Source organism: Jannaschia halovivens, from assembly GCF_046452375.1.
GTDB classification, from domain to species: Bacteria; Pseudomonadota; Alphaproteobacteria; order Rhodobacterales; family Rhodobacteraceae; genus Jannaschia; species Jannaschia halovivens.
In genome coordinates this window covers 1,059,571-1,084,845 of record NZ_JBKFDJ010000001.1, presented here as the reverse complement: position 1 = coordinate 1,084,845, position 25,275 = coordinate 1,059,571, and the positions used below count along the sequence as shown (strand labels likewise).

Sequence of the window (25,275 nt, the reverse complement as noted above, 5' to 3'; positions counted from 1 at the left end):
GGCGGCGGTATCAGGTGCCGGTCCGACAGGTCTTGATCCCGAACGGCGCGTAGAGCGGGCAATACCCGATCGCCGCCGTCGCCAGCAGCACGAGGCCCACGATCCCGGCGATCCACGCCCATGTGCCGGCGAGCGCGGCGAAGGCGAGGATCAGAAGGCCCGCGCCGATCACCGCGCGCAGAAGGCGGTCGGTCCCACCCATGTTCTTGCTCAGCATGTCATGTCCTTTCGGTTCCATTGCATCCGCACGCATCTTGCTTGCCGGACGCATCGCGCGCGATGACATGGATCAAGGGCCCACGCGCGCGTGCCGTGGGGCGACAGGTGGCAAGGCTGGACGCGGGCAGGTATCGGTCGTCCCGGAGGGCTCGAGGTTTGCGTCACCTGATCCGTCTCCGCGGGTGACATCCAGTGCGGGAGCCTGGGCCGACGTCCCCGTGCGAGCCCTCAGGGTCGGACCATCAAACGGTCGAGCCCGTGGAAGTGGTAGATGTCGGCATAGCGCGGCGGCTCCACGATCGCGAGGTCTGGGCATCGGGCGGCCAGCGCGCCCAGACCCTCGACCAATTCGAGCCGCGCGAGTGGGGCGCCGATGCAGAAATGCAGACCCGCGCCGAAGCTGACGGGAGGCGGCGCGTCCGGGTAGCGGTCCGGATGGAACCGCGTCGGATCCGCGTAGGCCGACGGGTCGCGGTTCGCCGCCCCGAGCAGCAGCCCCACCTGATCGCCGCGCGCGAAACGATGGCCGAAGACTTCGACATCCTCCATCGCGTAGCGGGTGAACATGTGGAGCGGCGGGTCGTGGCGCAGCACCTCCTCGACGGCAGCGGCACCGACGCCACGATCCCAGACCCCCGCCGAGATCAGCCCCACGACGCCGTTCCCGATGGTGTGCACGGTCGCCTCGTGACCGGCGTTCAACAAAAGGATGCAGGTCGCCTCGACCTCCTCGGGGGCCAGCTTGCCCTCGGCCGCCACCTCGAGCAGCCGGGCGATCAGGCTGTCTGCGACCGGGCGCCGGAAGACGTCTCGCAGATAGGCCGTGAATTCGGCGGCGGCGGTCGCGGCCGCCACCTCGTCGGCATGGCTGCGCCCCGCCTGATACATGCCGACCATCGCGTTCGACCAGCGCAGCAGGTCTGGCGCATCGCCCTCGGGCACGCCGAGAAGGCGCGCGATCACGAGGACGGGCAGGGGGCGCGCGAAGGCATCGAGCAGGTCGAACTCGCCCGCCGGGAACGCGTCGATCAGGGTGGCGGCCAGCGCGGCGATCTCGGGGCCGAGTGCCGCGATGCGCCGCGAGGTGAAGGCGCGCAGCACCTGCGACCGGAGCCGCGTGTGGCGCGGCGGCTCAAGCTCCAGCATCGAATGGGCCTCGACGGCCCAGAACGACGCCTGGTGGTCCGGGCGCGCCGGGGGATACGGATCTTCGCGTCCGAACCGGCGGTCGCGCAGGAGCGCATCGACCACCGCGCGCGATGACGCCACGGGCATGTCGTAGTCGGACCAGATCGCCAGCGGCCCCGCCGCGCGCAGCCGGTCGTAGAACGGATAGGGGTCCTGCACGAAGGCGGGATCGACGGGCGATTGGTCGAAGCGCTGCATGGGGACCGGGGTGCCCGCGCGGTGCCGGACGGTCAAGGCTTCCGAAAGGGGGGGCGTATGGCCTACGCTCGACGCCATGTCGCGCCTCGTCCTCATCCTTGCCACGGCCGCTTCGGCGGCGCTGGTCGCCGGGCTGGTGTGGTGGATGACGTTGGGCACGACGCTGGCCACGCTGGAGGCCAAGGGCCGCGCCGACCTCAGCCTCGCCGCCGACCGCCTGCGGCTGGAACTTCAGCGGACGCGCGATCTGTCGGTGCTCCTCTCCGACGACCCCCGGCTCGACGCCGCCGAGGCACTGACCCTGCAACGCTTCGCCGACCGGGCGGGCGCGTCCGACGTGCTCCTGCTGGACCGGTCGGGGCGGGTCGTGGTGTCCGCCTCGGGGGCCGAGGGCCAGCGGGGCGACCGCCACTGGTTCCGGCGCGCGATGCAGGGCGCGCTGGGGATCGGGACGACGCCCGATGGCGGCAGCTTCGTCCATGCCGCGCCCATCTTCCGGGGCGGGCGCGTCGTGGGCGTGGTCGGCGTGCTGCGCGACCTGACGGTGTTGGAGCGTGGCTGGCGTGCCGAACCGCAGGCGATCTATTTCACCGATGCGACCGGCGGCATCGTCCTGACAAACCGCGAGGAGCTTCTGGCCGGATCGGTACGCCAGGACCTGACGCCGGTGCAGGGCTTCGACGTGCGCCGCGTCTCGGCCGGGCGCTACGTGCCCGAACAGGCGCTGCACCTGGAGCTGCCGCTGCCGGTGCTGGACCTCACGGCCGAGCTTCTGCTCGACATCGCGCCGGCCCGCGCGCTGGCGCAGGCGCGCGCGATCGCGGCGGCGGCGGCGGTGCTGGTCCTCGGGGCGATCCTCGGCGCCCTGTGGGAGCGGCGGCGCGTCCTCGCCCGCGCCAACGCGCTGCTCGAGGCGCGGGTCGAAGCTCGGACGAGCGAACTCAGCGAGGCCAACCGTCGCCTGACCGCCGAGATCGGCGAGCGCCGCGAGGCCGAAGCCGCGCTCAACCGCGCGCAGGCCGATCTCGTGCAGGCGGGCAAGCTGTCGGCGTTGGGACAGATGTCGGCGGGGATCAGCCACGAGTTGAACCAGCCCCTGATGGCGATCCGCAGCTTCGCCCAGAATGGCGCGACCTTCCTCGCGCGCGGCAAGGTCGACGCCGCCTCGGCCAATCTCGAGAAGATCGGCCAGCTCGCCCACCGCGCGGGCCGCATCATCCGCAACCTGCGCGCCTTCGCCCGCGCCGAGCCCGAGCCGGCGGTCGTCACCGACCTCAGCGCCGTGATCGAGGCCGCGCTCGACATCACCGAGACGCGCCGCCGCGAGGCTGGGATCGAGACGCGGCTGGATCTGGCCCCCGGCCCGGTTCTGGCGATGGGGGGCGAGGTGCGGCTGGGGCAGGTCGTGGTGAACCTGATCTCAAACGCGGTCGACGCGATGGCGGGGCAGGACAGCGCCGTCCTGACCGTGGAGCTGGCGACGGCGCCGCCCCGCATCGTCGTGCGCGACACGGGACCGGGCCTGGAGAGCCCGGAGCATATCTTCGATCCGTTCTACACCACCAAGGAGGTGGGCGAGGGGCTGGGGCTGGGCCTCTCGATCAGCTACGGCATCGTCTCGGGCTTCGGCGGCACGATCCGGGGCCGCAACACCGGCACGGGCGCCGAGTTCGAGGTGGCCCTGCCGCCTGCACCCGCCGCCGAGGCCGCCGCATGACCGACGTCCTGCTGGTCGAGGACGATGCCCATGTCCGCGAGGCGCTGGCCCAGACGCTGGAACTGGAGGACCTGACCGTCACGCAGGCGGGCAGTTTCGTCGCGGCCCAGCCCCGCCTGACCCGCGATATGGCCGGCGTCGTCGTCAGCGATGTGCGGATGCCGGGGCGCGACGGCTTTCACCTGATGGGCGTCGTGCGGCAGCTCGATCCCGATCTGCCGGTGATCCTGCTCACGGGCGAGGGCGATGTGCCGACGGCGGTGCGCGGCATGTCCGAAGGGGCCTTCGCCTTCCTCGAGAAGCCCTGCGATCCGGGCGACCTCGTGGGCCATGTGCGCCGTGCGCTGGACCTTAGGCGTGCCACGCTGGCGGCGCGACGGGACCGGGGCCTGCTGGAGGGCGGCGACGTTGCTGCGCGGGCGCTGCGCGGGGTGTCGCCACAGGCCCATGCCTTGCGCGAGATGGTGCGGACGGTGGCGCGCGCGACCGGCCCTGTCCTGATCCACGGCGAGACCGGAAGCGGCACCAGCAAGGTGGCCGAGGTGATCCACCTTCTCTCGGCACGCGGCGCGGGCCCCTTCGTCAAGCGCGCGGCCCCCGCGCTCGACCGCGCGGGGCTGGAGGAGGCGCTGCGCCTTGCCGATGGCGGCAGTCTCTTCCTCGATCACATCGAAACCATGCCGCGCGACCTTCAGCACCTTCTGCCCGAGGAGGGGGGCATCCGCCTTCTGGCCGCGACCAACAGCGATCCGCACGACCTGATGACCCGGCTGGAGCCGGACCTCTTCTACCGGCTGGAAGGCCTTCGCGTGCCGATCCGGCCGCTGCGCGACCGCCCGCTCGATATTCCGGTTCTCTTTGCCCACTACCTGACGCTGGCCTGCGAACAGGCCGACATCCCCGTGCCCCGCGTCCCCCCCGAGATGCAGGCGCGCCTGATGGCGCGGGACTGGCGGGGCAATTCGCGCGCGCTGATGAACCACGCGATGCGCTTCGCGATGGGGCTGGAGGACCGGACCGGGGACGCCCGCGCCGGGCTGGCCGACCGGATGCGCGCGGTCGAGCGGGCCATCCTGATCGAGGCGCTGACCCATCACGGGGGACAGGCGAGCGTCGCGGCCCGCGATCTCGATCTGCCGCGCAAGACCTTCTACGACAAACTCGCCCGCCATGGCCTCAGGGCCGAGGATTACCGTGCCCCCTGAGCCGCAGGTGGGCGGTGTGCGAGTTCCCGCACTGATACCGCTCACAGACCGTGCGAAAAGTCGCACAGGCCGACCACTGGACTTCAACGTCGATCGCCAAATCGTTGATAACGAATAAGAACGATACCCCGTAAGTTGCCGCTTTACCGACCTCGCGATTGCGTTACCGTGCCTGCGGACGCATCCCGAGGGGGGGTGCGACAGGGAGAAAAATATATGAAATACCTCACAACCGCCGCGACCGCGCTGGCGCTGACCGTCATCGCGCCCGCCGCCTTCGCCAGCTGCGAAGAGGGCGAGATCGTCGCCAAATTCGCCCACGTCACCAACACCGACCGGCACCCGAAGGGCATCGCCGCCTCGCTGCTGCAGGAGCGCGTGAACGAGGAGATGAACGGCACGATGTGCATGGAGGTCTTCCCGAACTCCACGCTCTACAACGACGACCAGGTGCTCGAGGCGATGCTGCAGGGCGACGTCCAGCTGGCCGCGCCCTCGCTGTCGAAGTTCGAGGCCTTCACCAAGGTCTTCCAGGTGTTCGACCTGCCCTTCGTGTTCGAGGACATCAACGCCGTCGACCGTTTCCAGCTGTCCGAGGACGGGCAGGCGATGCTCAATTCGATGCAGCGTCGTGGCCTTCAGGGCATGGCCTTCTGGCATAACGGCATGAAGCAGATGTCGGCCAACAAGCCGCTCGAGATGCCGACCGATGCCGCGGGCCTGAAGTTCCGCGTCCAGCCTTCGGACGTGATCGTGGCCCAGATGGAAGCGATCGGCGTGTCTCCGCAGCCGATGGCCTTCTCGGAAGTCTACGGCGCGCTGCAGACCGGCGTCGTCGACGGGCAGGAGAACACCTGGTCCAACATCTACGGCCAGAAGTTCTTCGAGGTGCAGGATGGCACGACCGAGACCAACCACGGCATCATCGACTATCTCGTGGTGTCCTCGGTCGACTGGCTCGACAGCCTCGACCCGGCCGTCCGCGAGCAGTTCGAGACGATCCTGTCCGAAGTGACCGAGGTCCGGAACGCCGAATCCACCCGCGTCAACGACGAGGCCAAGCAGGCGATCATGGATGCCGGCGGCGTCGTGCGCCAGCTGACGCCCGAGCAGCGCACCGCTTGGGTCGACGCCATGCGCCCCGTCTGGGACCAGTTCGCCGACTCCATCGGTCAGGAGAACATCGACGCGGCCGTCAGCTACAACTCCGGCGACAGCTGATCGTGACCCGCCCCGGCCCGCAATCGCGCGGGCCGGGGCATCCAACGGGAGGGGAGGGGCACCATGGCCGCGCGCTATGAACCCACAGGGCGCTTCGGGCGCGCCATTCATTCGCTCGAAGAGACGGCCATCGCGATCCTCCTGGGATCGATGACGCTCCTGACCTTCATCGCGGTCGTGCTGCGATACGTCTTCAACTCGCAGCTCATCTGGTCGCTGGAGGTGATCCTGATCCTCTTCGCGTGGCTGGTGATCTTTGGTGTGAGCTACGGCTTCAAGATCACGGCCCATCTGGGCGTCGATGCCCTGACGAACATCCTGCCCACGCCGGCAAAGCGCATCTGCGCGCTGCTCGCGGGGCTGGTGACCATCATCTACGCGCTTCTGCTGCTCAAGGGGGCCTGGGACTACTGGGCGCCCTTCGCGGCCCTCCAGCGGACCTCGGGCGCGTGGTTCCCCACCGGCTTCGAGCAGACCCGCGACCAGGCTTGGTTCGTCACCGACCAAGTGCCGCCGATGCGCTGGCTCTTCGGCTGGCTCGAGCCGCTGATCAACCAAGGCGAGGAATACGAGAAGCTGCCCCGTGTCATCCCCTATGCGATACTGCCTTTCGGCTGCGCGCTCATCCTGCTGCGCGTCGTGCAGGCGGTGATCGCCATCGCACGCGGCACCCGCAAGAGCCTGATCGTCAGCCACGAGGCCGAGGAGGCCGTCGAGGAGGTGGCCGCCCAGCATCGCGCCGCGGACGAGGCCGCCGAGATCTACACGGGCGCCACGCCCCCGGCCGGGAGGGCCTGATCCATGGACGTCGTCCTTCTCTTCTCGATGATCGTCGGGCTTCTACTGATCGGCGTGCCGATCGCCGTGGCGCTCGGGTTCAGCTCGATCTTCTTCCTGCTGGCCTTCTCCGATACCTCGCTCGCCTCGATCGCGCAGAGCTTCTACCAGGCGATGGCGGGGCACTACACGCTCCTGGCGATCCCGTTCTTCATCCTCGCTTCCAGCTTCATGTCCACGGGCGGTGTCGCGCGGCGGATCATCCGCTTCTCCATCGCTTGCGTGGGGCACCTGCGCGGCGGCCTCGCCATCGCGGGCGTGTTCGCCTGCATGATGTTCGCGGCACTCTCGGGCTCGTCCCCGGCCACCGTGGTCGCCATCGGCACGATCGTCATCGCGGCGATGAAGCAGGCGGGCTACACCAAGGAATTCGCCGCCGGTGTGATCTGCAACGCGGGCACGTTGGGCATCCTAATCCCGCCGTCGATCGTGATGGTCGTCTACGCCTCGGCCACCGACGTCTCGGTCGGGCGGATGTTCCTTGCCGGCGTCATTCCCGGCCTGATGGCGGGCGGCATGCTCATGATCGCGATCTATGTCTTCGCGCGCATCCGCAACATGCCCAAAGGCGCGTTCGCGGGCTGGGGCGAGATCTGGGATTCGTTCAAGGACGCGTTCTGGGGCCTCATGCTGATCGTCATCATCATGGTCGGAATCTACGGCGTGCCGGGCATCACTTCCGCTATCTTCACCCCGACCGAGGCGGCGGCGGTCGCGTCGATGTACGCGTTCTTCGTAGCGATGTTCGTCTACCGCGACATCGGCCCGCTCGCCCCCCGCGAGGCGCAGAGCCTGTCGGCGGCGGTCGCGGGGCCGGTGACGGGGACGCCGAAATCGATCCTGCAAGCACCGTGGGCGATCCTCACGGCCTTCTGGCACCGCGATACGCGCAACACGCTGCTCGACGCGGGCAAGCTGACGATCACGCTGATGTTCATCATCGCCAACGCGCTGATCCTCAAGCACGTCCTCACCGACGAGCAGATCCCGCAGCACATCGCCGAGGCGATGCTCGGCGCCGGACTGGGGCCGATCACCTTCCTCATCGTGGTGAACGTAATCCTCCTGATCGGCGGCCAGTTCATGGAGCCCTCGGGCCTTCTCGTGATCGTCGCGCCGCTCGTCTTCCCCATCGCCATCGAGCTCGGGATCGACCCGATCCATCTCGGGATCATCATGGTCGTGAACATGGAGATCGGGATGATCACGCCGCCCGTCGGCCTGAACCTCTTCGTCACCTCGGGCGTCGCGGGCATGGGCATGATGGAGGTCGTGCGCGCGGCCCTGCCGTTCCTCGCGGTGCTGTTCGTCTTCCTCATCATGGTGACCTACATCCCGGCGATCTCGCTCTGGCTGCCGACGATGTTGATGGGCCCCGAGATCATCATACGCTAGCCGGGGGGCGTCATACCCATCCGCGACGACATAGGGCCGCGCCGGGATGATCCGGTGCGGCCCTTCGCATCATCCGGGGCGCAGGTCAGGAGGCGGCGAGCGCCCGCGCGATGGGCAGGAAGTCCTCGGCCCTGAGGCTCGCGCCGCCCACCAGCGCACCGTTCACGTGATCCAGCGCGAAGAGCTCCGCCGCGTTCCCGGCCTTCACCGATCCGCCATAGAGCAGCGAGACCTGCCCGCCATCGGCCAACCGGTCCTCCAGCCGTCCGCGCAGCGCGTCATGCACCGCGTCGACCTGATCCGGCGTGGCCACCTTGCCCGTGCCGATGGCCCAGACGGGCTCGTAGGCGACGACCGTGTTCGCAGCCGTGGCACCCTCGGGGAGCGCGCCGTCGAGCTGGGCGAAGAGGACGTCCAGCGTCCGATCGGCCTCGCGCTCCTCCAGCGTCTCGCCGATGCAGAGGATCGCGGCCATGCCCGCCGTCCAGATGGCCGAAACCTGCGCCGCGACGTCCGCGTCCGTCTCGCCATGATCCGTCCGGCGCTCGGAATGCCCTGCGAGGCACCACGCGGCCCCCGCATCGGCCAGCATCGCCGCCGACAGGTCGCCGGTATGCGCGCCGGATTCGGCCGGGTGACAGGCCTGTCCGCCCAGCGTCAGGCCCTCTGGCATCGCGCCCAGCAGCGTCGCGGGCGGGCAGATCAGCGTGACCACGCCCTCGGGCGCGCCCGCGGCGATGGCCTCGGCCTCGGCGCGCGCGGCGCGCAGCCCGTTCATCTTCCAGTTTCCGGCGGCGATCTTCTGCGGCATGAGGCCCTCCCTGTTGCGGGAAGGGATAGCACGTCAGCCGGGCGTGCCCAGAGCGGCGTCGAACTTGATGCTCTCGCCGCAGCCGCAGGCCTCGGTGACATTCGGGTTGCGGAACTTGAACCCGGATTCCAGCAGCGACGTCTCGTAGTCGATCTCGGTCCCGAAGAGGAACATCTGCGCCATCGGCGCGATCATGACGCGCGCGTCGGTCCCGTCGGGGGCCGCGACCTCGACCACCTCGTCATGGGGCTCGACCTCGGCCACGTAGTCCATCGTGTATTCCATGCCCGCACAGCCGCCCTTCTTCACGCCGATCCGCAGACCGGCGGCGTCCTGCTTGGCCATCAGCCGCGCGATCTGCGCCGCGGCGGCGGCGGTGACGGTCACGGGGGACTGGCCGGGAATGGCGAACATGGGCGGGCTCCTTCTCCGTCAAGATAGGCGTGCGGGATCGAAGGCTCAAGACGCGCGCCCGTCCCGTCGATGTTCCGAAGATATGCTGGGGGGTGCGGGGGGCAACGCCCCCCGCCGGATCGGACCGCGCAGGCGGTCCGATCCCCCGGGCCTCAGTCCAGCCCGACGCAGTTCGCGTAGTAGGTCACAGTCGCGGGCCAGTCGGCGAAGACGCCCGCCACGCCGACATCCTGCGCCAGCACGTCCAGAAGCTCGTAGGTCACGCCGTCATTGTCGGTGACCTCTTCGATCGACTGGTAGTACCAGCCGCCGCCGCCGCCCAGCGGGCCGGACCGCTCCAGGGTCCAGGTGATGATCCCGAGATCGGCCTCCTTGGCCGCGACGGCCAGCGCGGACGGCACGATCTCGCCGCCCTCGACGGTGACCAGCATCCAGGTCGGCGGCGCGATCCAGTTGACGCCCATGCCCTTCAGCTCGGCCATGGTGTTGGGCCAGGTCGCCGGATCCATCGGCGAGTAGCCCTCGATGTCGTACTCGTCCATCAGGTAGACCGCCTGCGCGCCGAACTCCGGCTCGTTCTCGATCCAGTAGAGCACGTCGTCGAGGTTGAAGCTCTGCGCCCAGACCCGCGACGGATCGATGCCGGCGGCCTTGTACTCGTCGATCAGCTTCTGTGCGTAATCCTCCTGGCTGAAGCCGTCATGGGGCATCTCGACCGACGGGCTCTTCAATTCGGGCGTGAAATCCGCGCCGAGGCTGTCGAAGAGCGCGATGCTCTCGGCATGGGTCATCGTGCTGGCCCCGGCGGTGAAGAGGTCCGTGCGATAGGATGCAATGCCGCCCTGGTAGTCTTCGGGCGTCGTCGCGGAACCGTCCGAGGCGTCCATCTTGGGCGTCAGGGTGCGGAACTCGGCCAGCGTGATCTCGGAGGTGCGGCACTCTGCGGTGGCGTTCGTGTCGCCCGCTGCCGGGGTGAACGGCGTCGTGCAGGTCGAGGCGAGATCGGTGGTCAGGATGTCGGTCGTCGTATGCAGGTCGTTCTGCGCGTGGCGGCAGACCAGTTCGTGATCGGCGGTGAAGGTCACGTCGCATTCGAGGATGCCCGCGCCCATGCGCGCGGCCGCGACGTTCGATTCGACCGTATGTTCGGGGAACATCAGCGGCGCGCCGCGATGCCCGATCGAGAACTTGGAGCGTGCGGGCGTCTGGCCCGCGCAGGCCGCCAGCCGGTCCTTCAGGGGCGAGGCGTCCATCGCGTCGATCAGATAGGCCGGGCGCGGGCCGTAGGTCACGCCATCGGCGGTCTGGGCCAGCGCGGGTCCGGCGGCGGTCGCGGTCAGCAGCGCCGCGAGGGTCAGGGGGCGGGGGATCATGGTGGTCTCTCCTGTCAGTCTCCGCGGGTTAGCGGACACGCACAGAATGACAGGGATGCGACGCTGGAACGAAGGTTGCGCGACATCGGGGGGCCTATCGGCGGATTGTCGTCAGGCGGCCTCGGCGGCCTGCGCCTCGGGGAAGAGCTGTTCGTCGCCGTTCCGCTGCATCTCGGTGATCGCGGCCAAGAGGCGCTCGCGGACGGTGCACGCCACCTCCCACGAGGTGTTGGGATCCGTGCAGGGCACGCTGAACCAGACATCCATGCCGAACACGTCCTGACCCGCCACGTTGACGCCCGCCTCCTCGATCTCGCCCAGGTCGTCCGTCAGGTCGGTATCGTCCTTCACGGCCTGGAGGACATCGAGAAACGCCTCGCGCACGGCCTGCACATCGGCGGTATGCGCCAGCTTCAGCTTGAGGATGCGCAGCATGTCCGGCTCGCCAAGCGTCCAGTTCGAGAATGTCTCCGAGACGAATTCCTCGACCGGCACGACGACGCGCGTGCCATCCCAGTCCTTGAGCTGCACGTAGGTCATGTGGATGCGCTCGACATGGCACAGCTCGCCTTTGTAGACGACCCGGTCGCCCACCCGCGCCGACTGGTTCATCGCGATCTGGAGCGAGGCCATGATGTTGCCCAGCACGTTACGCGCCGCGAAACCCAGGATCAGCGTGACCGCCCCGGCCGAGGCCAGGAGCGACAGCCCGAGCGAGCGGAACGCATCCGCCGTCGAGAGCACGATACCCACGCCCACGAGGGTAAAGACGATGACGAGGATGCGCTTGGCCGCATTCAGCTTCGTCGCCATCTCGCGCGCCTTGTCGCGATGGGCCGATGTCAGGTCGATGTCGTCACCCGGCGCGATCAGGTGTTCGAGGATCGCCTCGATGACATTGACGATCAGGAGGAGCGTGGCCGTCACGAACCCCGCGGCGATCAGCGGGGCCAGCCAGATGTCGATGGCGCCCGAGAAGACGAAGACATTGTCCGTGACCCACCAGACCAGCGTCGTGACCGACGCGATGATAAGCGGGGTCGAGATCGCCTTGAGCACCCGCTGACCGAGGTCGCCATCGGCATACTGCGCAGCGCGTTTCAGCGCGCCATGGACGATCCGGCCGAGCAGGAGCGCCGCGCCCAGAAGCAGCGGCAGGCCGATCAACTCCCACCACATCAGACCCCAGAATGCGTCGTCCCTGAGATCGTCCGGCAGCCGCGCCTCCAGCGGCGAGGGGCCGTAGGCGGCATAGAGTGCGGGCAGGTCGGCGGTCGTCTCGCGCGAGAAGACCCAGACGGGCGTCGCGTCCTCGCCGGGTTTGACGCGCTCGAGGCGGATCGTGGCGGGCACCGGGTCGAGGGCGAGTTCGCGGATAAGGAGCGAGCGCCGCGGCTCGCCCGCCTGCGCCTGCGACTGTCCACCGACGGTCTGGAGCGCGTCAGGCCGGTCGTTGATCGCCGACCAATCGAACACGGCCTTGCGGTCGAGCACGGAATGAAGCTGCCGCGCGAGGATCTCGGACTGCGCGCGCTGCTCGGCATCGGGAAGGTCGGACAGGTCGAGCACATGGGCCGCGCGGGCCCATTCGCCCTCTTCCGCGGCCACGAGGAATGTCGATATCGCGGCGCGGGGCGTGCGCCGGTCGACCTCGGCGGGGACCGACCCGAGGCCCGGGTTCAGCGTGTCGACCATGTACCACGGATCCTCCGCGCGGGCGGGCCCGGTGAGGAGGAGGATGAGGACGAAAAGCGGCGCGAACAGGCGGTGGAGGCGGTGCATGGGAATCGAACGCCGCGATGCGCGGGGATGTTCCGGGCCTCGCGGCCTAGCCGTCCCGGTCGAGAAACCCGCCGATCGCGTCCAGCGCGGCGCGTATGGGGGCATCGTGACGCGCCTCGTGATGACAGACGAGCCAGACCTCCCGCGTCAGTTCGGCGATGATGTCCGACACGCGCACGAGGCCGGGGGCGGTGTCGCCCACGAAGGTCGGCAGCACGACGCGCCCGATCCCCGCCTGCGCCAGGATCAGGCGCAGCGCGGGGTCGTTGGCGGTCGTCACGATGCTGTCGCCATGGGTTTCGGCGACCCAGGTCTCGGATGGCAACGCGCGGGTCTCGTGGCTGGCGCCGATCCAGGCGGTGACGCCCGCATTCGCCGCATAGGCAGCGTGGGTCGTCGTGCCGGTGCGCCGCCCGGCCAGCCAGGGCTGCGACGGACGCCGGTTTCGAATGCCGATATCGACCTCGCGACGGGCAATATCCATGTCGATGTTGCAATGCACGAATTCCGGCAGCCAAGCCGCGTCGGGCGTCCAGAAGGCGGGCAGGTTCGCGGCGAGGTGGCGCGCGGTCCAGGTGCCGGCGGTGACGCGTATGCGCGCGGGGCCGCGCCCGGCGGCCTGCCACGCGGCGATATCGGCGGCGGCGGCTTCCATCCGCGCGGTCCGCTCCAGCAGGTCGCGGCCCTCGGTGGTCGGTGCGTAGCCCTGCGCGCCGTGCAGGAACAGGCGGCGACCCATCCGCGCCTCCAGCGCCTTCATGCGCCGCGAGAGCGTCGGGACGGAGACGCCCGTGGACCGCGCGGCGGGCGCCAGCGCACCGGCCCGCGCCACGGCGGAGAAGAGGGCGAGATCGGACCAGTCTGCGGCGGCGCCTTTCATGGATGGAAGTCTAGGCTCGGTCCTGGCGGCTGAACAAGTCCCGCCTCATCGTCTAGATCCGGACCATCCAGACGGAGGATCGACCATGCAGGAACTCAACGGATACACCATACACAGCACGGACGTGATGCGCGGCGCTGTACGCCAGCCCGCGACGGGCTATGCGGCGGAACAGGCGCTATTCTCGGAAATGAAAATGCGGTTGCAGCGGCGCAAGCGGCTGCGGCGTTGGTTCGCGGTCGGACGGGCGCTGCGCCTGGTGTGACACCGGGCGCATGGCAATCACATGAAGCCGAGCTCCAGCCGGGCTTCGTCGGACATCATCTCCATGCCCCAAGGCGGCTCCCAGGTCAGGTCGACATCGACCGTCTTGACCCCCGGCACCGAGGAGACGGCATCGGCGACCCAGCCGGGCATCTCGCCCGCCACGGGACAGCCGGGCGCGGTCAGCGTCATGATGACCTTCGTCTCGTTCTCGGCGTTGATGTCGATGGTGTAAACCAGCCCGAGATCGAAGATGTTCACCGGGATCTCGGGATCGAAGACCGAGCGGCACGCATCGACCACCGCCTCGTGCAGCGGATGGTCCGTGGTCGAGGGCGCGATCAGGGGCGCGCCTTCCAGGCGTTCGGGCGTCTCGGCGGTCATGTCTGCTCCGGAGCGAGTTGTCGACCGAAACAATAGGGATTGGACCGGGCGGGGTAAAGGCCGCCCGGTCCGCGGTCGTCAGAACCGCCAGTTGACCGAAAGGGACGCCGTGGTCGCGTCGGCATCGGCGCCGCCGGTGAACCCGTCGAGATCGTGATAGAGCACCTCGGTGCCGATCGTGATCGCGTCGGTCACGAAGACCTCGTAACCCAGACCGCCGAAGGCACCGTCGCCGGAGCCGAGGAGGTTAGTGTCGGCGTCGGCATAGCCGAGAATGCCGTAATAGAGGTTCCGACCGCTATCGAGACCCGCCCGAACGCCGAGGCGGGTGATGCTTTCGATCTCGTTACCGCCGCCCAGGTCGATGCTGCCGCCGTCGTAGTCGAGGCGGGCACCCAGAACGTAGGAGCCGAAATCGTAGTCGAAGCCCAACCGGAGACCGGCCAGCGCGCCATCGCCGCCGATACCGGCCACGCTGGTATCGACATCGGCATAGGTGGCGGCGCCACCGATATAGAAGCCCGACCAGTCATAGACCGGCGTCGCCACCACGGTGGCCGGGACGGGCGTGGCGATCGGGGCCACGGGCTCGAGGTTGCCCGCGGTCGCGGCGACCGGGACGCCGAAGGCGAGGGCCAGGGCGGGGAGGATGAGTTTGGTCTGCATGGGTGCCTCTCGGGTTGTCGGAATCGGCGAACCGTGCGGGTCCGTCGATCCTTCATGTAGGCCGCCGCGCGCTGGGCAAAAGATGGATCACGGCAGCGTGCGAGCGATGGCGGCGCATGGCCGGGGATCGGCGCAAGTCTGCCGGTCGAGGTTACAGATGCCAGGCGCTCGCCGCGAATTTCGTGAGGCGAGGCGGAACGTTCAGGCCTCGAACACCATACGGGCCGCTTCCGTGCGATTGCGCACGCCGAGCTTGCGATAGGCCTTGGAGGCGTATTCCGCGACCGTGTTGGGAGAGATGCCGCAGAGCCGCGCCACCTCCTTGCGGGGGAGGCCCTGCGACTGAAGCCAGATCACCTCGCGTTCGCGCGGCGACAGCGCGGCGAGCCGTTCGGTTTCGGGGGCCACCATCCGGGCGCGGGGCGGCAGGGGCGCGGGCAGCACGCCACAGGGGGCGGTCAGGATGCCCAGCTCCTCGAACCGGCGATGCACCAGAAGGCAGAAGAGGCGGAACTCCTCCTGACGGGGCGCAATCTCCTCTTCGAAGGCGGCGCGGTCCAGCGGGGTGCCGAGGTTGAAACCGCCGTAATGCAGCGACCCCTGCAGGCGCGTCGGTATGCCCAACCCGCTGACGAACCCGTGGTCCTGCGCGCGCAGGATGAAGGCGCGGTCCGTCGCGCAGAGATATTCGTGCTCGTCGATGAAGGCGGCCCCGGTGCGGGTGATCGCGTAGCTGTCGCAGCAGTGGTCGAGGAACGGATCCTTCTCGGGCTGATCGTCGGCATGGATCTCGGGCGCGGTCGTCATGACGCGGACGTCACGGCGCTCCTTGTCGGAGATGAGGTAAAGGACGGTCCCGACGCCTTCGGTCGCCAGCGTCTCCACGGTCGCATCCCACACGGCGCGCGGCGTATCGAGCGCCTCGATCCGGCGCGCGTCGTCGATCAGCATTCCAGTCTCCCCGGGGTCGCCCCCTTCGTTCGGGGGGACTGACCATTCCAGTCCTTCAAGATAGACACGCAGCGGTTCGTTACAAGTTCCTGATTATTCGAGGGCCTTTGCCCCCGCGAACGGCATCGACGTCAGACCGTCGGTGCCGTTTCGCGTTTGAGGGACCGCTTTTCGGCCTCCAGGGTGCGTGCTAGGCGCCGCCGATGACCCGGACCCATCTGACCTTCGATCTGCATGCCACGGACGGCCGCGCCCGCCTCGGCACGATTCGCACGCCTCGGGGCGACATCCGCACGCCCGCCTTCATGCCCGTGGGGACGGCGGCGACGGTAAAGGCGATGCTGCCCGGCTCGGTGCGCGAGACAGGGGCGGATATCCTTCTGGGCAATACCTATCACCTGATGCTGCGCCCGACGGCCGAGCGCATCGCGGCGCTGGGCGGGCTCCACCGCTTCATGAACTGGGATCGTCCGATCCTGACGGATAGCGGCGGGTTCCAGGTCATGAGCCTCGGCGCGCTCCGCAAGCTCGACCCCGACGGCGTGACCTTCCGCAGCCATATCGACGGCTCGAAGCACCGTCTGACGCCCGCCCGCTCGATGGAGATACAGGCGCTCCTGGGTTCGGACATCGTGATGGCCTTCGACGAATGCCCCGCGCTCCCCGCCGACCGCGACCGCATCGCGGCCTCGATGCGGCTTTCGATGGACTGGGCTCAGCGTTCGCGCGACGCGTTCGGCGACCGGCCGGGCCATGCGCTCTTCGGGATCCAGCAAGGCGGGCTGGAGCCGGACCTGCGCGAGGAGAGTGCCGCCGCCCTGCGGGATATCGGCTTCGACGGCTACGCTATCGGCGGCCTCGCGGTGGGCGAGGGGCAGGAGGCGATGTTCGCCTGCCTCGACTACGCGCCCGATCAATTGCCCGAGGACCGGCCCCGCTACCTGATGGGGGTCGGTAAGCCGGACGACATCGTCGGCGCGGTCGCGCGGGGCGTCGACATGATGGACTGCGTGCTGCCATCTCGGTCGGGGCGCACGGGGCAGGCCTTCACGCGCACCGGCGTCGTCAACATCCGCAACGCGCGCCATGCCGACGATCCGCGCCCGCTGGACGAACAATGCGGCTGTCCGGCCTGCCGGGGCTACAGCCGGGCCTACCTGCATCATGTCAGCCGCGCCAAGGAGATCATCGGCTCGATGCTGATGACCTGGCACAATCTGCACTATTATCAGGACCTGATGACGGGGATGCGCGACGCGATCGCGGGCGGCACCTTCGCGTCCTGGCAGGCGCGGTTCCACGCGGACCGGGCTGAAGGCGACATCCCGCTCCTCTGACGTTCCCGGCGGCCGACCCGAAATGGGCCACGCTTGGCCACATTCGAGCCCTGGCACGGTCCTACGGTCGGTCCCAGACCTGATTCGTAGTCCGTCCAGAAAGGACCTGCCCGTGCTGCCGTTCCGTGCCTTGACCTTCCTCGTCGCCGCTGGCGCCGCCGTTGCCACCCAACCGGCCGCGGCCCAGCTCACCAATCTCGACCTCGCCACGATCACCGCCATCGAGGACACGCTCGACAACCGACTGCCGCCCAAGGGGCTCGACCTCTGCGACGTCGCCAAAAGCGATTGGGACGACACGCTGGGCGACCTGCTGACGGGCGACTGGGACATGACCAACGGCTACGGCATCTCGACCGTGGGCTCGGTCCAGACCGACCTCACCGACGAGATCGTCACCGAGATCGTCGTGTCGCGCCAGACGGGGCAGGGCATCGTCATCAACGGCGCGCCGCTGCCGGAAGTCGTCCTGCTCCAGTTCCACAAGGGCCAATCCTGGCCCTTCAACGCCGACGGCTCGGTGACATTCGCGGCCGGCGACGTGCTGGTCGCCCCGCTCAACACCATGCCGCTCGACTGCGAGGCGGGCGATCTGCCGCGCCTGCAGGCCAAGGGCCCGATCAACCTGCCCGAGGGCGTGGGTGAATTCGACCTCTGGCTCTACGTGCTGAGCACCGAGGAAGCTTATGGCGCGCACCAGATGGAGCTGATCCAGGCCAATGGCCAGCCGATCTCCATCCTCCGGTTCGTTACGTTCGAGAAGCGCTGAAACCGCGCACGGGGGCGAACCTGCGCCCCCGACCCATGCCTTCGCGAGACCCCGACGCGACGGCCCCCGATGCCCTCCCGGGCGCGCCATGCGCCGTCGACGCTGCACGGATCGCCGGTCATGCCGTTCTGTTGCCGTCACGCGGCGTCAATGCCCCTGACGCCCGGGCCCCCTTGCGCCTTGGCAGGGCCACGGTCAGAGTGAGGGAAACAAGACGGGAACACCCGCGACATTGACGCGAAGACCAGGCGTCCCCACGTTTGGACCCGATGACGGAAGGTCTCCATGGCTGCCGATCCGGGGCCGGGGACCTTTGCGAAAGGATAGAACAGACATGACTCTCTCGACCCATCCGGTCCTGCCATTGCGCGACATCGTCGTGTTTCCGCACATGATCGTCCCGCTCTTCGTGGGCCGCGACAAGAGCGTGCGCGCCCTCGAACAGGTGATGGCCGACGACAAGCAGATCCTGCTGTCCAGCCAGATCGATCCCGCCACCGACGAGCCCGATGCCGACGGCATCTACCGCGTCGGCGTGCTGGCCAACGTGCTCCAGCTGCTCAAGCTGCCCGACGGCACCGTGAAGGTGCTGGTCGAAGGGCGGCGGCGCGTGAAGATCACCAAGTTCGTCGAGAATGCCGAGTTCTTCGAGGCCGAGGCCCAGGGCCTGACCGAGGAGATGGGCGACACCGCCACGATCGACGCGCTGATGCGGTCCGTCGGCGAGGAGTTCGAGCGCTACGCCAAGGTCAAGAAGAACATCCCCGAGGAGGCGATGGGCGCCGTGGCCGAGAGCCAGGATGCCGCCAAGCTGGTCGACCTCGTGTCCGGCCACCTCGGGATCGAGGTCGCCCAGAAGCAGGAGCTTCTGGAGATGCTGACCGTCAGCGAACGGCTGGAGAAGGTCTACGGCATGATGCAGGGCGAAATGTCCGTCCTGCAGGTCGAGAAGCGCATCAAGTCCCGCGTGAAGTCCCAGATGGAGCGGACGCAGCGCGAGTACTATCTCAACGAACAGATGAAGGCGATCCAGAAGGAGCTGGGCGACGGTGAGGACGGCCAGAACGAGGTCGCCGAGCTGGAGGAGCGGATCGCCGCGACGAAGCTCTCGAAGGAAGCGCGCGAGAAGGCCGAGGGTGAGCTGAAGAAGCTCCGCAACATGAGCCCGATGTCCGCCGAGGCGACCGTCGTGCGCAATTACCTCGACTGGATGCTGTCGATCCCGTGGGGCAAGAAGTCCCGCGTCAAGAAGGACATCGTCAAGGCGCAGGACGTGCTCGACCGCGATCACTACGGCCTCGAGAAGGTCAAGGAGCGGATCGTCGAGTACCTCGCCGTCCAGGCCCGTTCGACCAAGCTGCGCGGCCCGATCCTGTGCCTCGTCGGCCCGCCGGGCGTCGGCAAGACGTCGCTCGGCAAGTCGGTCGCCAAGGCCACGGGGCGCGAGTTCATCCGCATCTCGCTGGGCGGCGTGCGCGACGAATCCGAGATCCGTGGCCACCGCCGGACCTATATCGGCTCCATGCCGGGCAAGATCATCCAAGCGCTGAAGAAGGCCAAAACCACGAACCCGCTGATCCTGCTCGATGAAATTGACAAGATGGGCCAGGATTTCCGGGGCGATCCGGCGTCGGCCATGCTCGAGGTCCTCGACCCCGAGCAGAACGGCACCTTCGTGGATCACTACCTGGAGGTGGAATACGACCTCTCGAACGTGATGTTCCTGACCACGTCGAACTCCTACAACATGCCGGGCCCGCTGATGGACCGGATGGAGATCATCCCGCTGGCCGGCTACACTGAGGAAGAGAAGGTCGAGATCGCCAAGCGTCACCTCGTGGCAAAGCAGGTCAAGAACCACGGCCTGCGCAAGGGCGAGTTCGAAGTCACCGACGAGGCCCTGCAGGAGATGGTGCGCACCTATACCCGCGAGGCGGGCGTGCGGAACCTCGAGCGGGAGATCGCCAAGCTGGCGCGGAAGGCGGTCACCAAGATCGTCGGTCGGGGCGAGAAGTCGATCACGGTCACGACGGACAATCTCGACGACTATCTCGGGGTCAAGAAGTACCGCTACGGCCTGGCCGAGGCGGAGGATCAGATCGGTGTCGTCACCGGGCTGGCCTATACGTCCGTGGGCGGGGACTTGCTCCAGATCGAGGCGCTGCGCCTGCCGGGCAAGGGTCGGATGAAGACCACCGGCAAGCTGGGCGACGTGATGAAGGAATCGATCGACGCGGCGTCCAGCTACGTCCGTTCGATCGCGCCCGAGATCGGGGTCAAGCCGCCCAAGTTCGACACGATGGACATCCACGTCCACGTGCCTGACGGCGCGACGCCCAAGGACGGGCCCAGCGCGGGTCTGGCCATGGTGACCTCGATCGTGTCGTCGCTGACGCAGATCCCGGTGCGGCGCGACATCGCCATGACGGGCGAGGTGTCGCTGCGCGGCAATGCCATGCCCATCGGCGGCCTCAAGGAGAAGCTGCTCGCGGCGCTCCGCGGCGGGATCACGACCGTCCTGATCCCCAAGGAGAACGAGAAGGACCTTGTCGAGCTGCCCGATAGCGTGAAGGACGGGCTCGAGATCGTGCCCGTGGGCCACGTATCCGAAGTGCTCAAGCTCGCGCTGACCGAGACGCCGGAGCCGGTGGATTGGGACGAGGCCGCCGAAGAGGCCGCGGCGCTCGCCGCGCGGGCGGCCCAGACCGGACCGGGGGCGACCGCCCATTGAGGCGATGCGCCTGACCTGAACAACGAAGGGGCGCGACCGGCAGGTCGCGCCCCTTTTCGTCCGTCCACGCCGCGCGGGCGAGGTCGGCGGTTCAGTCGAGCATTGCGGCGAACAGGATGATCGTCAGGACGTTCACCAGGATCGCCTGCGAACTGGAGCTCGTATCCTCGACGATCACGACCGGGTCGACCGGGGCGGGGGCGAGGTTGCCCGCAACGGAGGGCGTCGCAAGCATCGTCGCGATCGCGGCGGCGGTCAGGATGGATCTCATGCTGCTATCTCCGGGCTGTTCCAATGGGGCGGACGGGCAATTTCTGCTGATTCGGCGCTCTTGCCACAGAATTGCCCAATTCCCATTGTCGGAAAAGCCCTTGCGGAGAATTCGCCCGATCCGGCCGAAAACTGTGCCTTCGCGCGGCCGATCGCCGTCGTCAGCGGGCGATGGCCCCGATCAGGTTGGCGTGATCGTCGGTCCAGGCCGTGCCTTCGGCTGCAGGGATCGCGTCCCAGCCCTCGCGATCCGTCAGCGCGGCGATGGACGCGGCGCTGCGCGACATGACGGCCACCTGGCTGCCATTCGCCCCGGCGACATCGACGTCCGGATCGACCTCGGCCTCGCGGTAGGCGACGGTCAGGCCCGCATCCCGCGCCAGCCGGCTGAGCGGCGGCAGGAGGTCGTAATAGCGGTTGGAGATGTGGAACACGAGACGGCCCTCGGGCGCGAGACGGTCGAGATAGATCGCCATCGCCTCGGCAGTCAGCAAGTGGACCGGCACCGAGTCCGAGCTGTAGGCGTCGAGCACGAGCACGTCGAACGCCATGTCCTGTCCTTCGAGCACGAGCCGCGCGTCGCCCAGGTGGATCGGAGCCTCGGGCGCGCAATCGGGCACGAAGGTGAAGAGCGAGCGATCCGTCGCGATGCGGATGACCTCAGCGTCGATCTCGTAGAAATCCCACGCCTGGCCCGGCTGCGCATAGCAGGCCAGCGCACCGATCCCGAGGCCGACCACCCCGATCCGCGCATCCGCCGGCAGGGCGGGGTCGGTGACCATCTCGGCCATCGGGCTGCGCGGATGATAGTAGGAGCGGGGGATCAGGCGTCCTTCGTCGCCGGTCCATTGCATCCCGTGGATCGTCGTCCCGTTCGTATAGAGCCGCAGGCCCGAGGCATCGCGCACGACATGGGCCCCGAAGAAGCTGCGGTCCTGCAGAAGCGGCGGGCTGCCGTTGCCGATGATCGCCGTGCCGACGGCCAGCGCCGCGACCGTGACCGGGATGGCCAGCGGAAGGCGCCGCCCGATCCAGAGGCCGGAGAAGACCGTCGCCGCCAGCACGACGTCCAGCGCCCGACCGCCAAGGCCCAGATCGGCCCCGGACGTGGCGAGCACGATCGCAACGGTCGCGACCGCGAGGCCCCAGGCGGCGGCGCGCGGGATGCGCGCGATCGGCCCGCCCAGCACCAGGAGCGAGGCCGCGACCACGGTCAGCGGGATCTCCAGCAGCGTGTCGAACACGGCGGGTGCGAGCAGCGAGTTGAAAAGCCCGCCCAGCGCGCCGCCCACGGACATGACCACGTAGAACACCGTCAGCCGCGCTGCCTCGGGGCGTGCGAGGTAAAGCGCGCGGTGGCCCTTCAGCGCCACGAAGAAGAGGCCGAGGCAGAGAAGCGCCGCACCTGCGGGCGAGAAGCTCTGGACCATCAGGCGGTTGGTCAGGAACACCACGATCGCCAGTCCCACCACAAAGAGCGCGTCGATGGCCCGGTCCGAGATCAGCGGCCGGTTCGTAAAGGTCAGAACGAAGGTCAGGATGTAGAGCGACAGCGGCACGGCCCAGACCAGCGGCATCGACCCGAGGTCGATGCTAATCTTCGTCGTTACGACCAGCATGGTCGAGGAGGGTACGAAGGCGAGGCCCAGCCACAGCGCGACCCGCTTGAGGTCGATCGGCGCGGCAGGGGCGGCGGCTCCGGCCGTGACGGCGGAAACGGGTCCGCGCCGCGCGCTCAGCCCCGAGACGAGCACCATGCCGCCCAGTGCGACGAAGCCCACGGCCCAGACGAGGCCGGTCGCGGACCCGCCGAGAAACGGTTCGGCGAGGAGCGGGAAGGCCAGGAGCGAGATGAGCGAGCCGGAATTCGACGCCGCATAGAGGAAATACGGGTCCTGCGACGATGGCCCGTCGGTGCGCGCGTACCACGCCTGGATGAGCGGCGCGTTGGCCGAGAGCATCGCGAAGGGCACGCCGACACCGGCGGCAAAGAGCATCAGCGTTTGCCATGGCAAGGACCCGCCCGGCTCGGGCGTCCAGCCTGCCGGCACGGCCAGCGGCAAGAATGTCAGCGCTAGCGCCCAGACTCCCAGATGGATCGCGATCTGGCCGCGCTGCGGCACGTAGCGGACGAGGAGATGGGCATAGAGATAGCCGCCGATCAGCACCGTCTGGAAGAACAGCATGGCCGTGGTCCAGACCGCCGGTGCGCCGCCGAGAAGCGGAAGGACGAGCTTGGCGAAGAGCGGCTGCACGAGAAACAGGAGGCTGGCGCTGAGGAAGATCGTCAGCGTGAAGATCGCGGCAATCGGAACGCGCCGGGTGCCGGGTCGGGAAAGCGGGGCGGGCTGGGTCGCGTCGGTCATCGGTTCGGCCTCGGATGGACTGGGTTACCGTTGCCATTGCAGGAACAATCGGACGTGTTTGTGGCCGAAGCGCGGAAATCCGGCGGAATGCCGACCGAACGGCGCGGTATCCCAAGACCCTTGCAGGCCCCCCGAACCCCGGCTAAACCGCCGCCGGACGGGTGATTAGCTCAGTGGTAGAGCGCTTCGTTCACATCGAAGATGTCGGGGGTTCAAATCCCTCATCACCCACCATTCCCGGCCGCGTCACCAGCCCCTCGGATGCGACGCCGCCGCGTCCCGTGCGGGGTGCCGATGGCCGATCTGCCGCCCCTCTACATCCTGCGACATGGCCAGACCGCGTGGAATGTCGCCGGGCGCATGCAGGGCACACTCGATTCCGAACTGACGGCGCTTGGCCATGTGCAGGCGGCGCGGCAGGGCGCGATCCTGCGCCGCGCGGCACCGTCCGGCAGCGCAGCACGGGTCAGCCCGCGCGGGCGTGCCGTCGCGACGGCACGGCTGGCGGGGCTGGACGCGTCAGAGGACGCGCGCCTGGCCGAGATCGATATGGGCGCGTGGCAGGGCCGTCTTGCGCGAGACGTCGGCGGCGGTGCGGGGGTCCTGTGGAAATTCGGGGCCCCGGCCGCGGAACCGCCGGACGCGCTGGTGCGGCGGGTGACGGCGCTTCTGGACGATCTGCGGGGGCGGGGGCCGACGATCCTCGTGACCCACGGCGTCGTGGCCATCGCGCTCCGCGCGCGGCTTGCGGGGCGAGGCATCCCCGACTGGGACCGGATCGACGACCCGCAGGGCGTGGTCATCCGCATCGCCGCAGGCCGCGAGACCGTGCTGACCTGACGCTTGCGGGCCTGCGCGCCTCGGTCTAGATCCGCGCCTGCGGGTGGTTAGCTCAGTTGGTAGAGCGTCTCGTTTACACCGAGGATGTCGGGGGTTCGAGCCCCTCACCACCCACCACCGTTTCCTTGAGGCCGCGCCCTGTTCCATGGCCGCGATCTGCCCAGTGACGCGGGCGCGAGATGCATCGTCCGGCGCGCCGCCGCCAGTCCTGTGCTCTCCGGGGATCACCCGCGGCCCTTGTCAGGCTGCGCATCGCCCGCGCGCGCAGTGACGCTAGGTCACTATAGCATTTGCCCCGCCCCGGTTTGGCTGTCACCAATGGCGCAGGGTCGCTTCGGCCCGGCGGGGTCCGATCATGCCCGACGACAACCTCACGACCTATTCGATCGATGTGACCGATGCGCCCGATGGCCTGACGCTCTGGCGGATGGCCCGTAAGTTCCTGCGGGCGCGGGGCATCGTGCGGATGAGCTACCATTTCCTCGACCCGACGGGTGGGCGCGCGCCGCTCGTCCGGGCCGAAGGCTTCCCCGAGGATTGGGTGGCGCATTACATCGAGAACGATCTCGCGGATATCGATCCCATCCCGGCGCTGGCCGCGCGTCGCACCAAGCCCTTCTTCTGGAGCGAGCTGGAAACCCTCGTCCGGCTGACCCCCGAGGAACGTGCCTTCGTCCGCGAGCTCGAGACGGCGCATCTGGGCGATGGGCTGGCGATGCAGGTCTATGGCCCCCGGATGCGGTCGGCCTATGTCGGCCTGGGCTTCGGCGGACCCCGGCCCGAGCTCAACGAGGCGCAAATCTTCGAGCTGAAATCGGCGGTGCAGCTTGCGCATCTGCGCTATTGCGAACTCGACGAGACCCGGCCGCTGTCGCATCGCGAGCTGTCGCCCCGCGAGACCGAGATCCTGTCCTGGATCGCGCGGGGCAAGTCGAATTCGGTCATGGCCGAGATCCTGGGGGTCTCGCGCCATACGGTCGACACGCTGGTCCGGCGGATCTTCCAGAAGCTCGAGGTCGGCGACCGCACCACCGCCGTGCTGCGCGGGTTGGGCGCGGGGCTGATCGTACTCGACCGCCGGATGCCCGTCACGCAATCGCGGGACGTGACCTGAGGGCAGCGCGCATCCATCTGCGGTGGGTTACGAGTGATCGCGCCCGGAGGCCCGCATGGACAAGTTCGCACCCGATACCGCCGGCGACATCGCCGAATGGGTGGCGCTGGCGATCGACCGCCTGCCGCTCGAAGAGCGTGCGGCGGGATCGCTGACGGTCGCGGCCCGCGCGGTCGAGATGGCGGCCTTCGAAGTGGCGCGCTCGGGCGAGCATCGGCAGGCACCGGGCCTCATCCTGATGGCCGATCGCCTGCTGCGGCTGGCCGAGGGCGCGGGGGCGGACGATTCCGCGGCCTGACGCGGGCCGCGGGGCGGGGCGCCTCGCCCTTGGTCCGCCGCCGCG

The 25,275-nt window shown here is 68.6% G+C and carries 24 protein-coding genes and 2 tRNA genes; 14 read left to right on the top strand and 12 right to left on the bottom strand.

Features of this window, described 5'->3' with window-relative positions:
- Positions 1-10 precede the first annotated feature (10 nt).
- Positions 11-217 carry a YgaP family membrane protein gene (locus ACK8OR_RS05485; RefSeq protein WP_410188418.1) on the bottom strand — a complete coding sequence of 69 codons (207 nt, stop codon included), beginning with the start codon at positions 215-217 and terminating at the stop codon, positions 11-13.
- A gap of 230 nt (positions 218-447) precedes the next feature.
- Positions 448-1,605 (bottom strand): cytochrome P450, encoded by a 1,158-nt coding sequence (locus ACK8OR_RS05480; RefSeq protein ID WP_410189869.1) that lies wholly within the window; start codon positions 1,603-1,605, stop codon positions 448-450.
- A gap of 76 nt (positions 1,606-1,681) precedes the next feature.
- Between ACK8OR_RS05480 and ACK8OR_RS05475 the strand changes: the two genes are divergently transcribed.
- The 5 genes from ACK8OR_RS05475 to ACK8OR_RS05455 all read left to right on the top strand — a co-directional run bounded on the left by ACK8OR_RS05475 (position 1,682) and on the right by ACK8OR_RS05455 (position 7,980).
- Positions 1,682-3,322, top strand: coding sequence for a sensor histidine kinase (locus tag ACK8OR_RS05475; protein WP_410188417.1), 1,641 nt, complete (start codon positions 1,682-1,684; stop codon positions 3,320-3,322).
- Entirely contained in the window at positions 3,319-4,527 is a 1,209-nt protein-coding gene (locus ACK8OR_RS05470; RefSeq protein WP_410188416.1) for a sigma-54-dependent transcriptional regulator, read from the top strand. Before ACK8OR_RS05475 ends, ACK8OR_RS05470 begins: the two co-directional genes overlap by 4 nt.
- 216 nt (positions 4,528-4,743) lie before the next feature.
- Complete coding sequence (locus tag ACK8OR_RS05465; protein ID WP_410188415.1) at positions 4,744-5,748, top strand: DctP family TRAP transporter solute-binding subunit; 1,005 nt, start codon at positions 4,744-4,746, stop codon at positions 5,746-5,748.
- Positions 5,749-5,811: 63 nt separating this feature from the next.
- The gene (locus tag ACK8OR_RS05460; RefSeq protein WP_410188414.1) at positions 5,812-6,546 is read left to right on the top strand and encodes a TRAP transporter small permease; all 735 of its coding nucleotides are present in this window, start codon (positions 5,812-5,814) and stop codon (positions 6,544-6,546) included.
- Between the two features lie 3 nt (positions 6,547-6,549).
- Positions 6,550-7,980: a TRAP transporter large permease gene (locus tag ACK8OR_RS05455; RefSeq protein WP_410188413.1), complete on the top strand. Its 1,431-nt coding sequence runs from the start codon at positions 6,550-6,552 to the stop codon at positions 7,978-7,980.
- Between the two features lie 85 nt (positions 7,981-8,065).
- Here the strand turns inward: ACK8OR_RS05455 and tpiA are convergent, their stop codons facing one another.
- The 5 genes from tpiA to ACK8OR_RS05430 form a co-directional block, all read right to left on the bottom strand.
- Positions 8,066-8,791, bottom strand: coding sequence for a triose-phosphate isomerase (tpiA, locus tag ACK8OR_RS05450; RefSeq protein WP_410188412.1), 726 nt, complete (start codon positions 8,789-8,791; stop codon positions 8,066-8,068).
- A gap of 33 nt (positions 8,792-8,824) precedes the next feature.
- Positions 8,825-9,205 (bottom strand): HesB/IscA family protein, encoded by a 381-nt coding sequence (locus ACK8OR_RS05445; protein WP_410188411.1) that lies wholly within the window; start codon positions 9,203-9,205, stop codon positions 8,825-8,827.
- A gap of 152 nt (positions 9,206-9,357) precedes the next feature.
- Positions 9,358-10,578 (bottom strand): glycerophosphodiester phosphodiesterase family protein, encoded by a 1,221-nt coding sequence (locus tag ACK8OR_RS05440; protein WP_410188410.1) that lies wholly within the window; start codon positions 10,576-10,578, stop codon positions 9,358-9,360.
- A 111-nt stretch (positions 10,579-10,689) separates the two neighbouring features.
- Positions 10,690-12,360: a mechanosensitive ion channel family protein gene (locus ACK8OR_RS05435; protein ID WP_410188409.1), complete on the bottom strand. Its 1,671-nt coding sequence runs from the start codon at positions 12,358-12,360 to the stop codon at positions 10,690-10,692.
- Positions 12,361-12,406: 46 nt separating this feature from the next.
- The gene (locus ACK8OR_RS05430) at positions 12,407-13,240 is read right to left on the bottom strand and encodes a LysR family transcriptional regulator (RefSeq protein WP_410188408.1); all 834 of its coding nucleotides are present in this window, start codon (positions 13,238-13,240) and stop codon (positions 12,407-12,409) included.
- A gap of 85 nt (positions 13,241-13,325) precedes the next feature.
- On the opposite strand from ACK8OR_RS05430, the gene ACK8OR_RS05425 reads away from it, so the two are divergent.
- Positions 13,326-13,505: a hypothetical protein gene (locus tag ACK8OR_RS05425; RefSeq protein WP_298433588.1), complete on the top strand. Its 180-nt coding sequence runs from the start codon at positions 13,326-13,328 to the stop codon at positions 13,503-13,505.
- 17 nt (positions 13,506-13,522) lie between these two features.
- Here the strand turns inward: ACK8OR_RS05425 and ACK8OR_RS05420 are convergent, their stop codons facing one another.
- The 3 genes from ACK8OR_RS05420 to ACK8OR_RS05410 all read right to left on the bottom strand — a co-directional run bounded on the left by ACK8OR_RS05420 (position 13,523) and on the right by ACK8OR_RS05410 (position 15,505).
- Positions 13,523-13,888: an SUF system Fe-S cluster assembly protein gene (locus ACK8OR_RS05420; RefSeq protein WP_298433585.1), complete on the bottom strand. Its 366-nt coding sequence runs from the start codon at positions 13,886-13,888 to the stop codon at positions 13,523-13,525.
- Between the two features lie 78 nt (positions 13,889-13,966).
- Positions 13,967-14,554: an outer membrane protein gene (locus ACK8OR_RS05415; protein WP_298433581.1), complete on the bottom strand. Its 588-nt coding sequence runs from the start codon at positions 14,552-14,554 to the stop codon at positions 13,967-13,969.
- 201 nt (positions 14,555-14,755) lie between these two features.
- The gene (locus ACK8OR_RS05410) at positions 14,756-15,505 is read right to left on the bottom strand and encodes a helix-turn-helix transcriptional regulator (RefSeq protein WP_298433576.1); all 750 of its coding nucleotides are present in this window, start codon (positions 15,503-15,505) and stop codon (positions 14,756-14,758) included.
- A 203-nt stretch (positions 15,506-15,708) separates the two neighbouring features.
- Between ACK8OR_RS05410 and tgt the strand changes: the two genes are divergently transcribed.
- The 3 genes from tgt (at position 15,709) to lon (ending at position 20,342) form a co-directional block, all read left to right on the top strand.
- Positions 15,709-16,842 carry a tRNA guanosine(34) transglycosylase Tgt gene (gene tgt / locus ACK8OR_RS05405; protein WP_298433573.1) on the top strand — a complete coding sequence of 378 codons (1,134 nt, stop codon included), beginning with the start codon at positions 15,709-15,711 and terminating at the stop codon, positions 16,840-16,842.
- A gap of 112 nt (positions 16,843-16,954) precedes the next feature.
- On the top strand, positions 16,955-17,611 hold the full coding sequence (locus ACK8OR_RS05400; protein WP_410188407.1) for a hypothetical protein: 657 nt from the start codon (positions 16,955-16,957) through the stop codon (positions 17,609-17,611).
- 334 nt (positions 17,612-17,945) lie between these two features.
- The gene (lon, locus tag ACK8OR_RS05395) at positions 17,946-20,342 is read left to right on the top strand and encodes an endopeptidase La (protein ID WP_410188406.1); all 2,397 of its coding nucleotides are present in this window, start codon (positions 17,946-17,948) and stop codon (positions 20,340-20,342) included.
- 91 nt (positions 20,343-20,433) lie between these two features.
- On the opposite strand, the gene ACK8OR_RS05390 is transcribed toward lon, so the two are convergent.
- Positions 20,434-20,613, bottom strand: a complete 180-nt coding sequence (locus ACK8OR_RS05390) for a hypothetical protein (RefSeq protein ID WP_410188405.1) — start codon at positions 20,611-20,613, stop codon at positions 20,434-20,436.
- Positions 20,614-20,773: 160 nt separating this feature from the next.
- The gene (locus ACK8OR_RS05385; RefSeq protein ID WP_410188404.1) at positions 20,774-22,978 is read right to left on the bottom strand and encodes a fused MFS/spermidine synthase; all 2,205 of its coding nucleotides are present in this window, start codon (positions 22,976-22,978) and stop codon (positions 20,774-20,776) included.
- A 159-nt stretch (positions 22,979-23,137) separates the two neighbouring features.
- Here ACK8OR_RS05385 and ACK8OR_RS05380 point away from each other — a divergent pair.
- The 5 genes from ACK8OR_RS05380 to ACK8OR_RS05360 all read left to right on the top strand — a co-directional run bounded on the left by ACK8OR_RS05380 (position 23,138) and on the right by ACK8OR_RS05360 (position 25,230).
- A tRNA-Val gene (locus ACK8OR_RS05380) sits at positions 23,138-23,212 on the top strand.
- Between the two features lie 60 nt (positions 23,213-23,272).
- On the top strand, positions 23,273-23,818 hold the full coding sequence (locus tag ACK8OR_RS05375) for a histidine phosphatase family protein (RefSeq protein WP_410188403.1): 546 nt from the start codon (positions 23,273-23,275) through the stop codon (positions 23,816-23,818).
- A gap of 41 nt (positions 23,819-23,859) precedes the next feature.
- A tRNA-Val gene (locus tag ACK8OR_RS05370) sits at positions 23,860-23,935 on the top strand.
- A gap of 238 nt (positions 23,936-24,173) precedes the next feature.
- Positions 24,174-24,932, top strand: coding sequence for a helix-turn-helix transcriptional regulator (locus tag ACK8OR_RS05365; protein ID WP_410188402.1), 759 nt, complete (start codon positions 24,174-24,176; stop codon positions 24,930-24,932).
- Positions 24,933-24,987: 55 nt separating this feature from the next.
- Positions 24,988-25,230 (top strand): hypothetical protein, encoded by a 243-nt coding sequence (locus ACK8OR_RS05360; protein WP_410188401.1) that lies wholly within the window; start codon positions 24,988-24,990, stop codon positions 25,228-25,230.
- The last annotated feature ends 45 nt before the right edge of the window (positions 25,231-25,275 follow it).

Coding starts and splice junctions, on each gene's coding strand:
- ACK8OR_RS05485 (WP_410188418.1), bottom strand. CDS start 217: ATGCTGAGCAAGAACATGGGTGGGACCGACCGCCTTCTGCGCGCGGTG.
- ACK8OR_RS05480 (WP_410189869.1), bottom strand. CDS start 1,605: ATGCAGCGCTTCGACCAATCGCCCGTCGATCCCGCCTTCGTGCAGGAC.
- ACK8OR_RS05475 (WP_410188417.1), top strand. CDS start 1,682: ATGTCGCGCCTCGTCCTCATCCTTGCCACGGCCGCTTCGGCGGCGCTG.
- ACK8OR_RS05470 (WP_410188416.1), top strand. CDS start 3,319: ATGACCGACGTCCTGCTGGTCGAGGACGATGCCCATGTCCGCGAGGCG.
- ACK8OR_RS05465 (WP_410188415.1), top strand. CDS start 4,744: ATGAAATACCTCACAACCGCCGCGACCGCGCTGGCGCTGACCGTCATC.
- ACK8OR_RS05460 (WP_410188414.1), top strand. CDS start 5,812: ATGGCCGCGCGCTATGAACCCACAGGGCGCTTCGGGCGCGCCATTCAT.
- ACK8OR_RS05455 (WP_410188413.1), top strand. CDS start 6,550: ATGGACGTCGTCCTTCTCTTCTCGATGATCGTCGGGCTTCTACTGATC.
- tpiA (WP_410188412.1), bottom strand. CDS start 8,791: ATGCCGCAGAAGATCGCCGCCGGAAACTGGAAGATGAACGGGCTGCGC.
- ACK8OR_RS05445 (WP_410188411.1), bottom strand. CDS start 9,205: ATGTTCGCCATTCCCGGCCAGTCCCCCGTGACCGTCACCGCCGCCGCC.
- ACK8OR_RS05440 (WP_410188410.1), bottom strand. CDS start 10,578: ATGATCCCCCGCCCCCTGACCCTCGCGGCGCTGCTGACCGCGACCGCC.
- ACK8OR_RS05435 (WP_410188409.1), bottom strand. CDS start 12,360: ATGCACCGCCTCCACCGCCTGTTCGCGCCGCTTTTCGTCCTCATCCTC.
- ACK8OR_RS05430 (WP_410188408.1), bottom strand. CDS start 13,240: ATGAAAGGCGCCGCCGCAGACTGGTCCGATCTCGCCCTCTTCTCCGCC.
- ACK8OR_RS05425 (WP_298433588.1), top strand. CDS start 13,326: ATGCAGGAACTCAACGGATACACCATACACAGCACGGACGTGATGCGC.
- ACK8OR_RS05420 (WP_298433585.1), bottom strand. CDS start 13,888: ATGACCGCCGAGACGCCCGAACGCCTGGAAGGCGCGCCCCTGATCGCG.
- ACK8OR_RS05415 (WP_298433581.1), bottom strand. CDS start 14,554: ATGCAGACCAAACTCATCCTCCCCGCCCTGGCCCTCGCCTTCGGCGTC.
- ACK8OR_RS05410 (WP_298433576.1), bottom strand. CDS start 15,505: ATGCTGATCGACGACGCGCGCCGGATCGAGGCGCTCGATACGCCGCGC.
- tgt (WP_298433573.1), top strand. CDS start 15,709: ATGACCCGGACCCATCTGACCTTCGATCTGCATGCCACGGACGGCCGC.
- lon (WP_410188406.1), top strand. CDS start 17,946: ATGACTCTCTCGACCCATCCGGTCCTGCCATTGCGCGACATCGTCGTG.
- ACK8OR_RS05390 (WP_410188405.1), bottom strand. CDS start 20,613: ATGAGATCCATCCTGACCGCCGCCGCGATCGCGACGATGCTTGCGACG.
- ACK8OR_RS05385 (WP_410188404.1), bottom strand. CDS start 22,978: ATGACCGACGCGACCCAGCCCGCCCCGCTTTCCCGACCCGGCACCCGG.
- ACK8OR_RS05375 (WP_410188403.1), top strand. CDS start 23,273: ATGGCCGATCTGCCGCCCCTCTACATCCTGCGACATGGCCAGACCGCG.
- ACK8OR_RS05365 (WP_410188402.1), top strand. CDS start 24,174: ATGCCCGACGACAACCTCACGACCTATTCGATCGATGTGACCGATGCG.
- ACK8OR_RS05360 (WP_410188401.1), top strand. CDS start 24,988: ATGGACAAGTTCGCACCCGATACCGCCGGCGACATCGCCGAATGGGTG.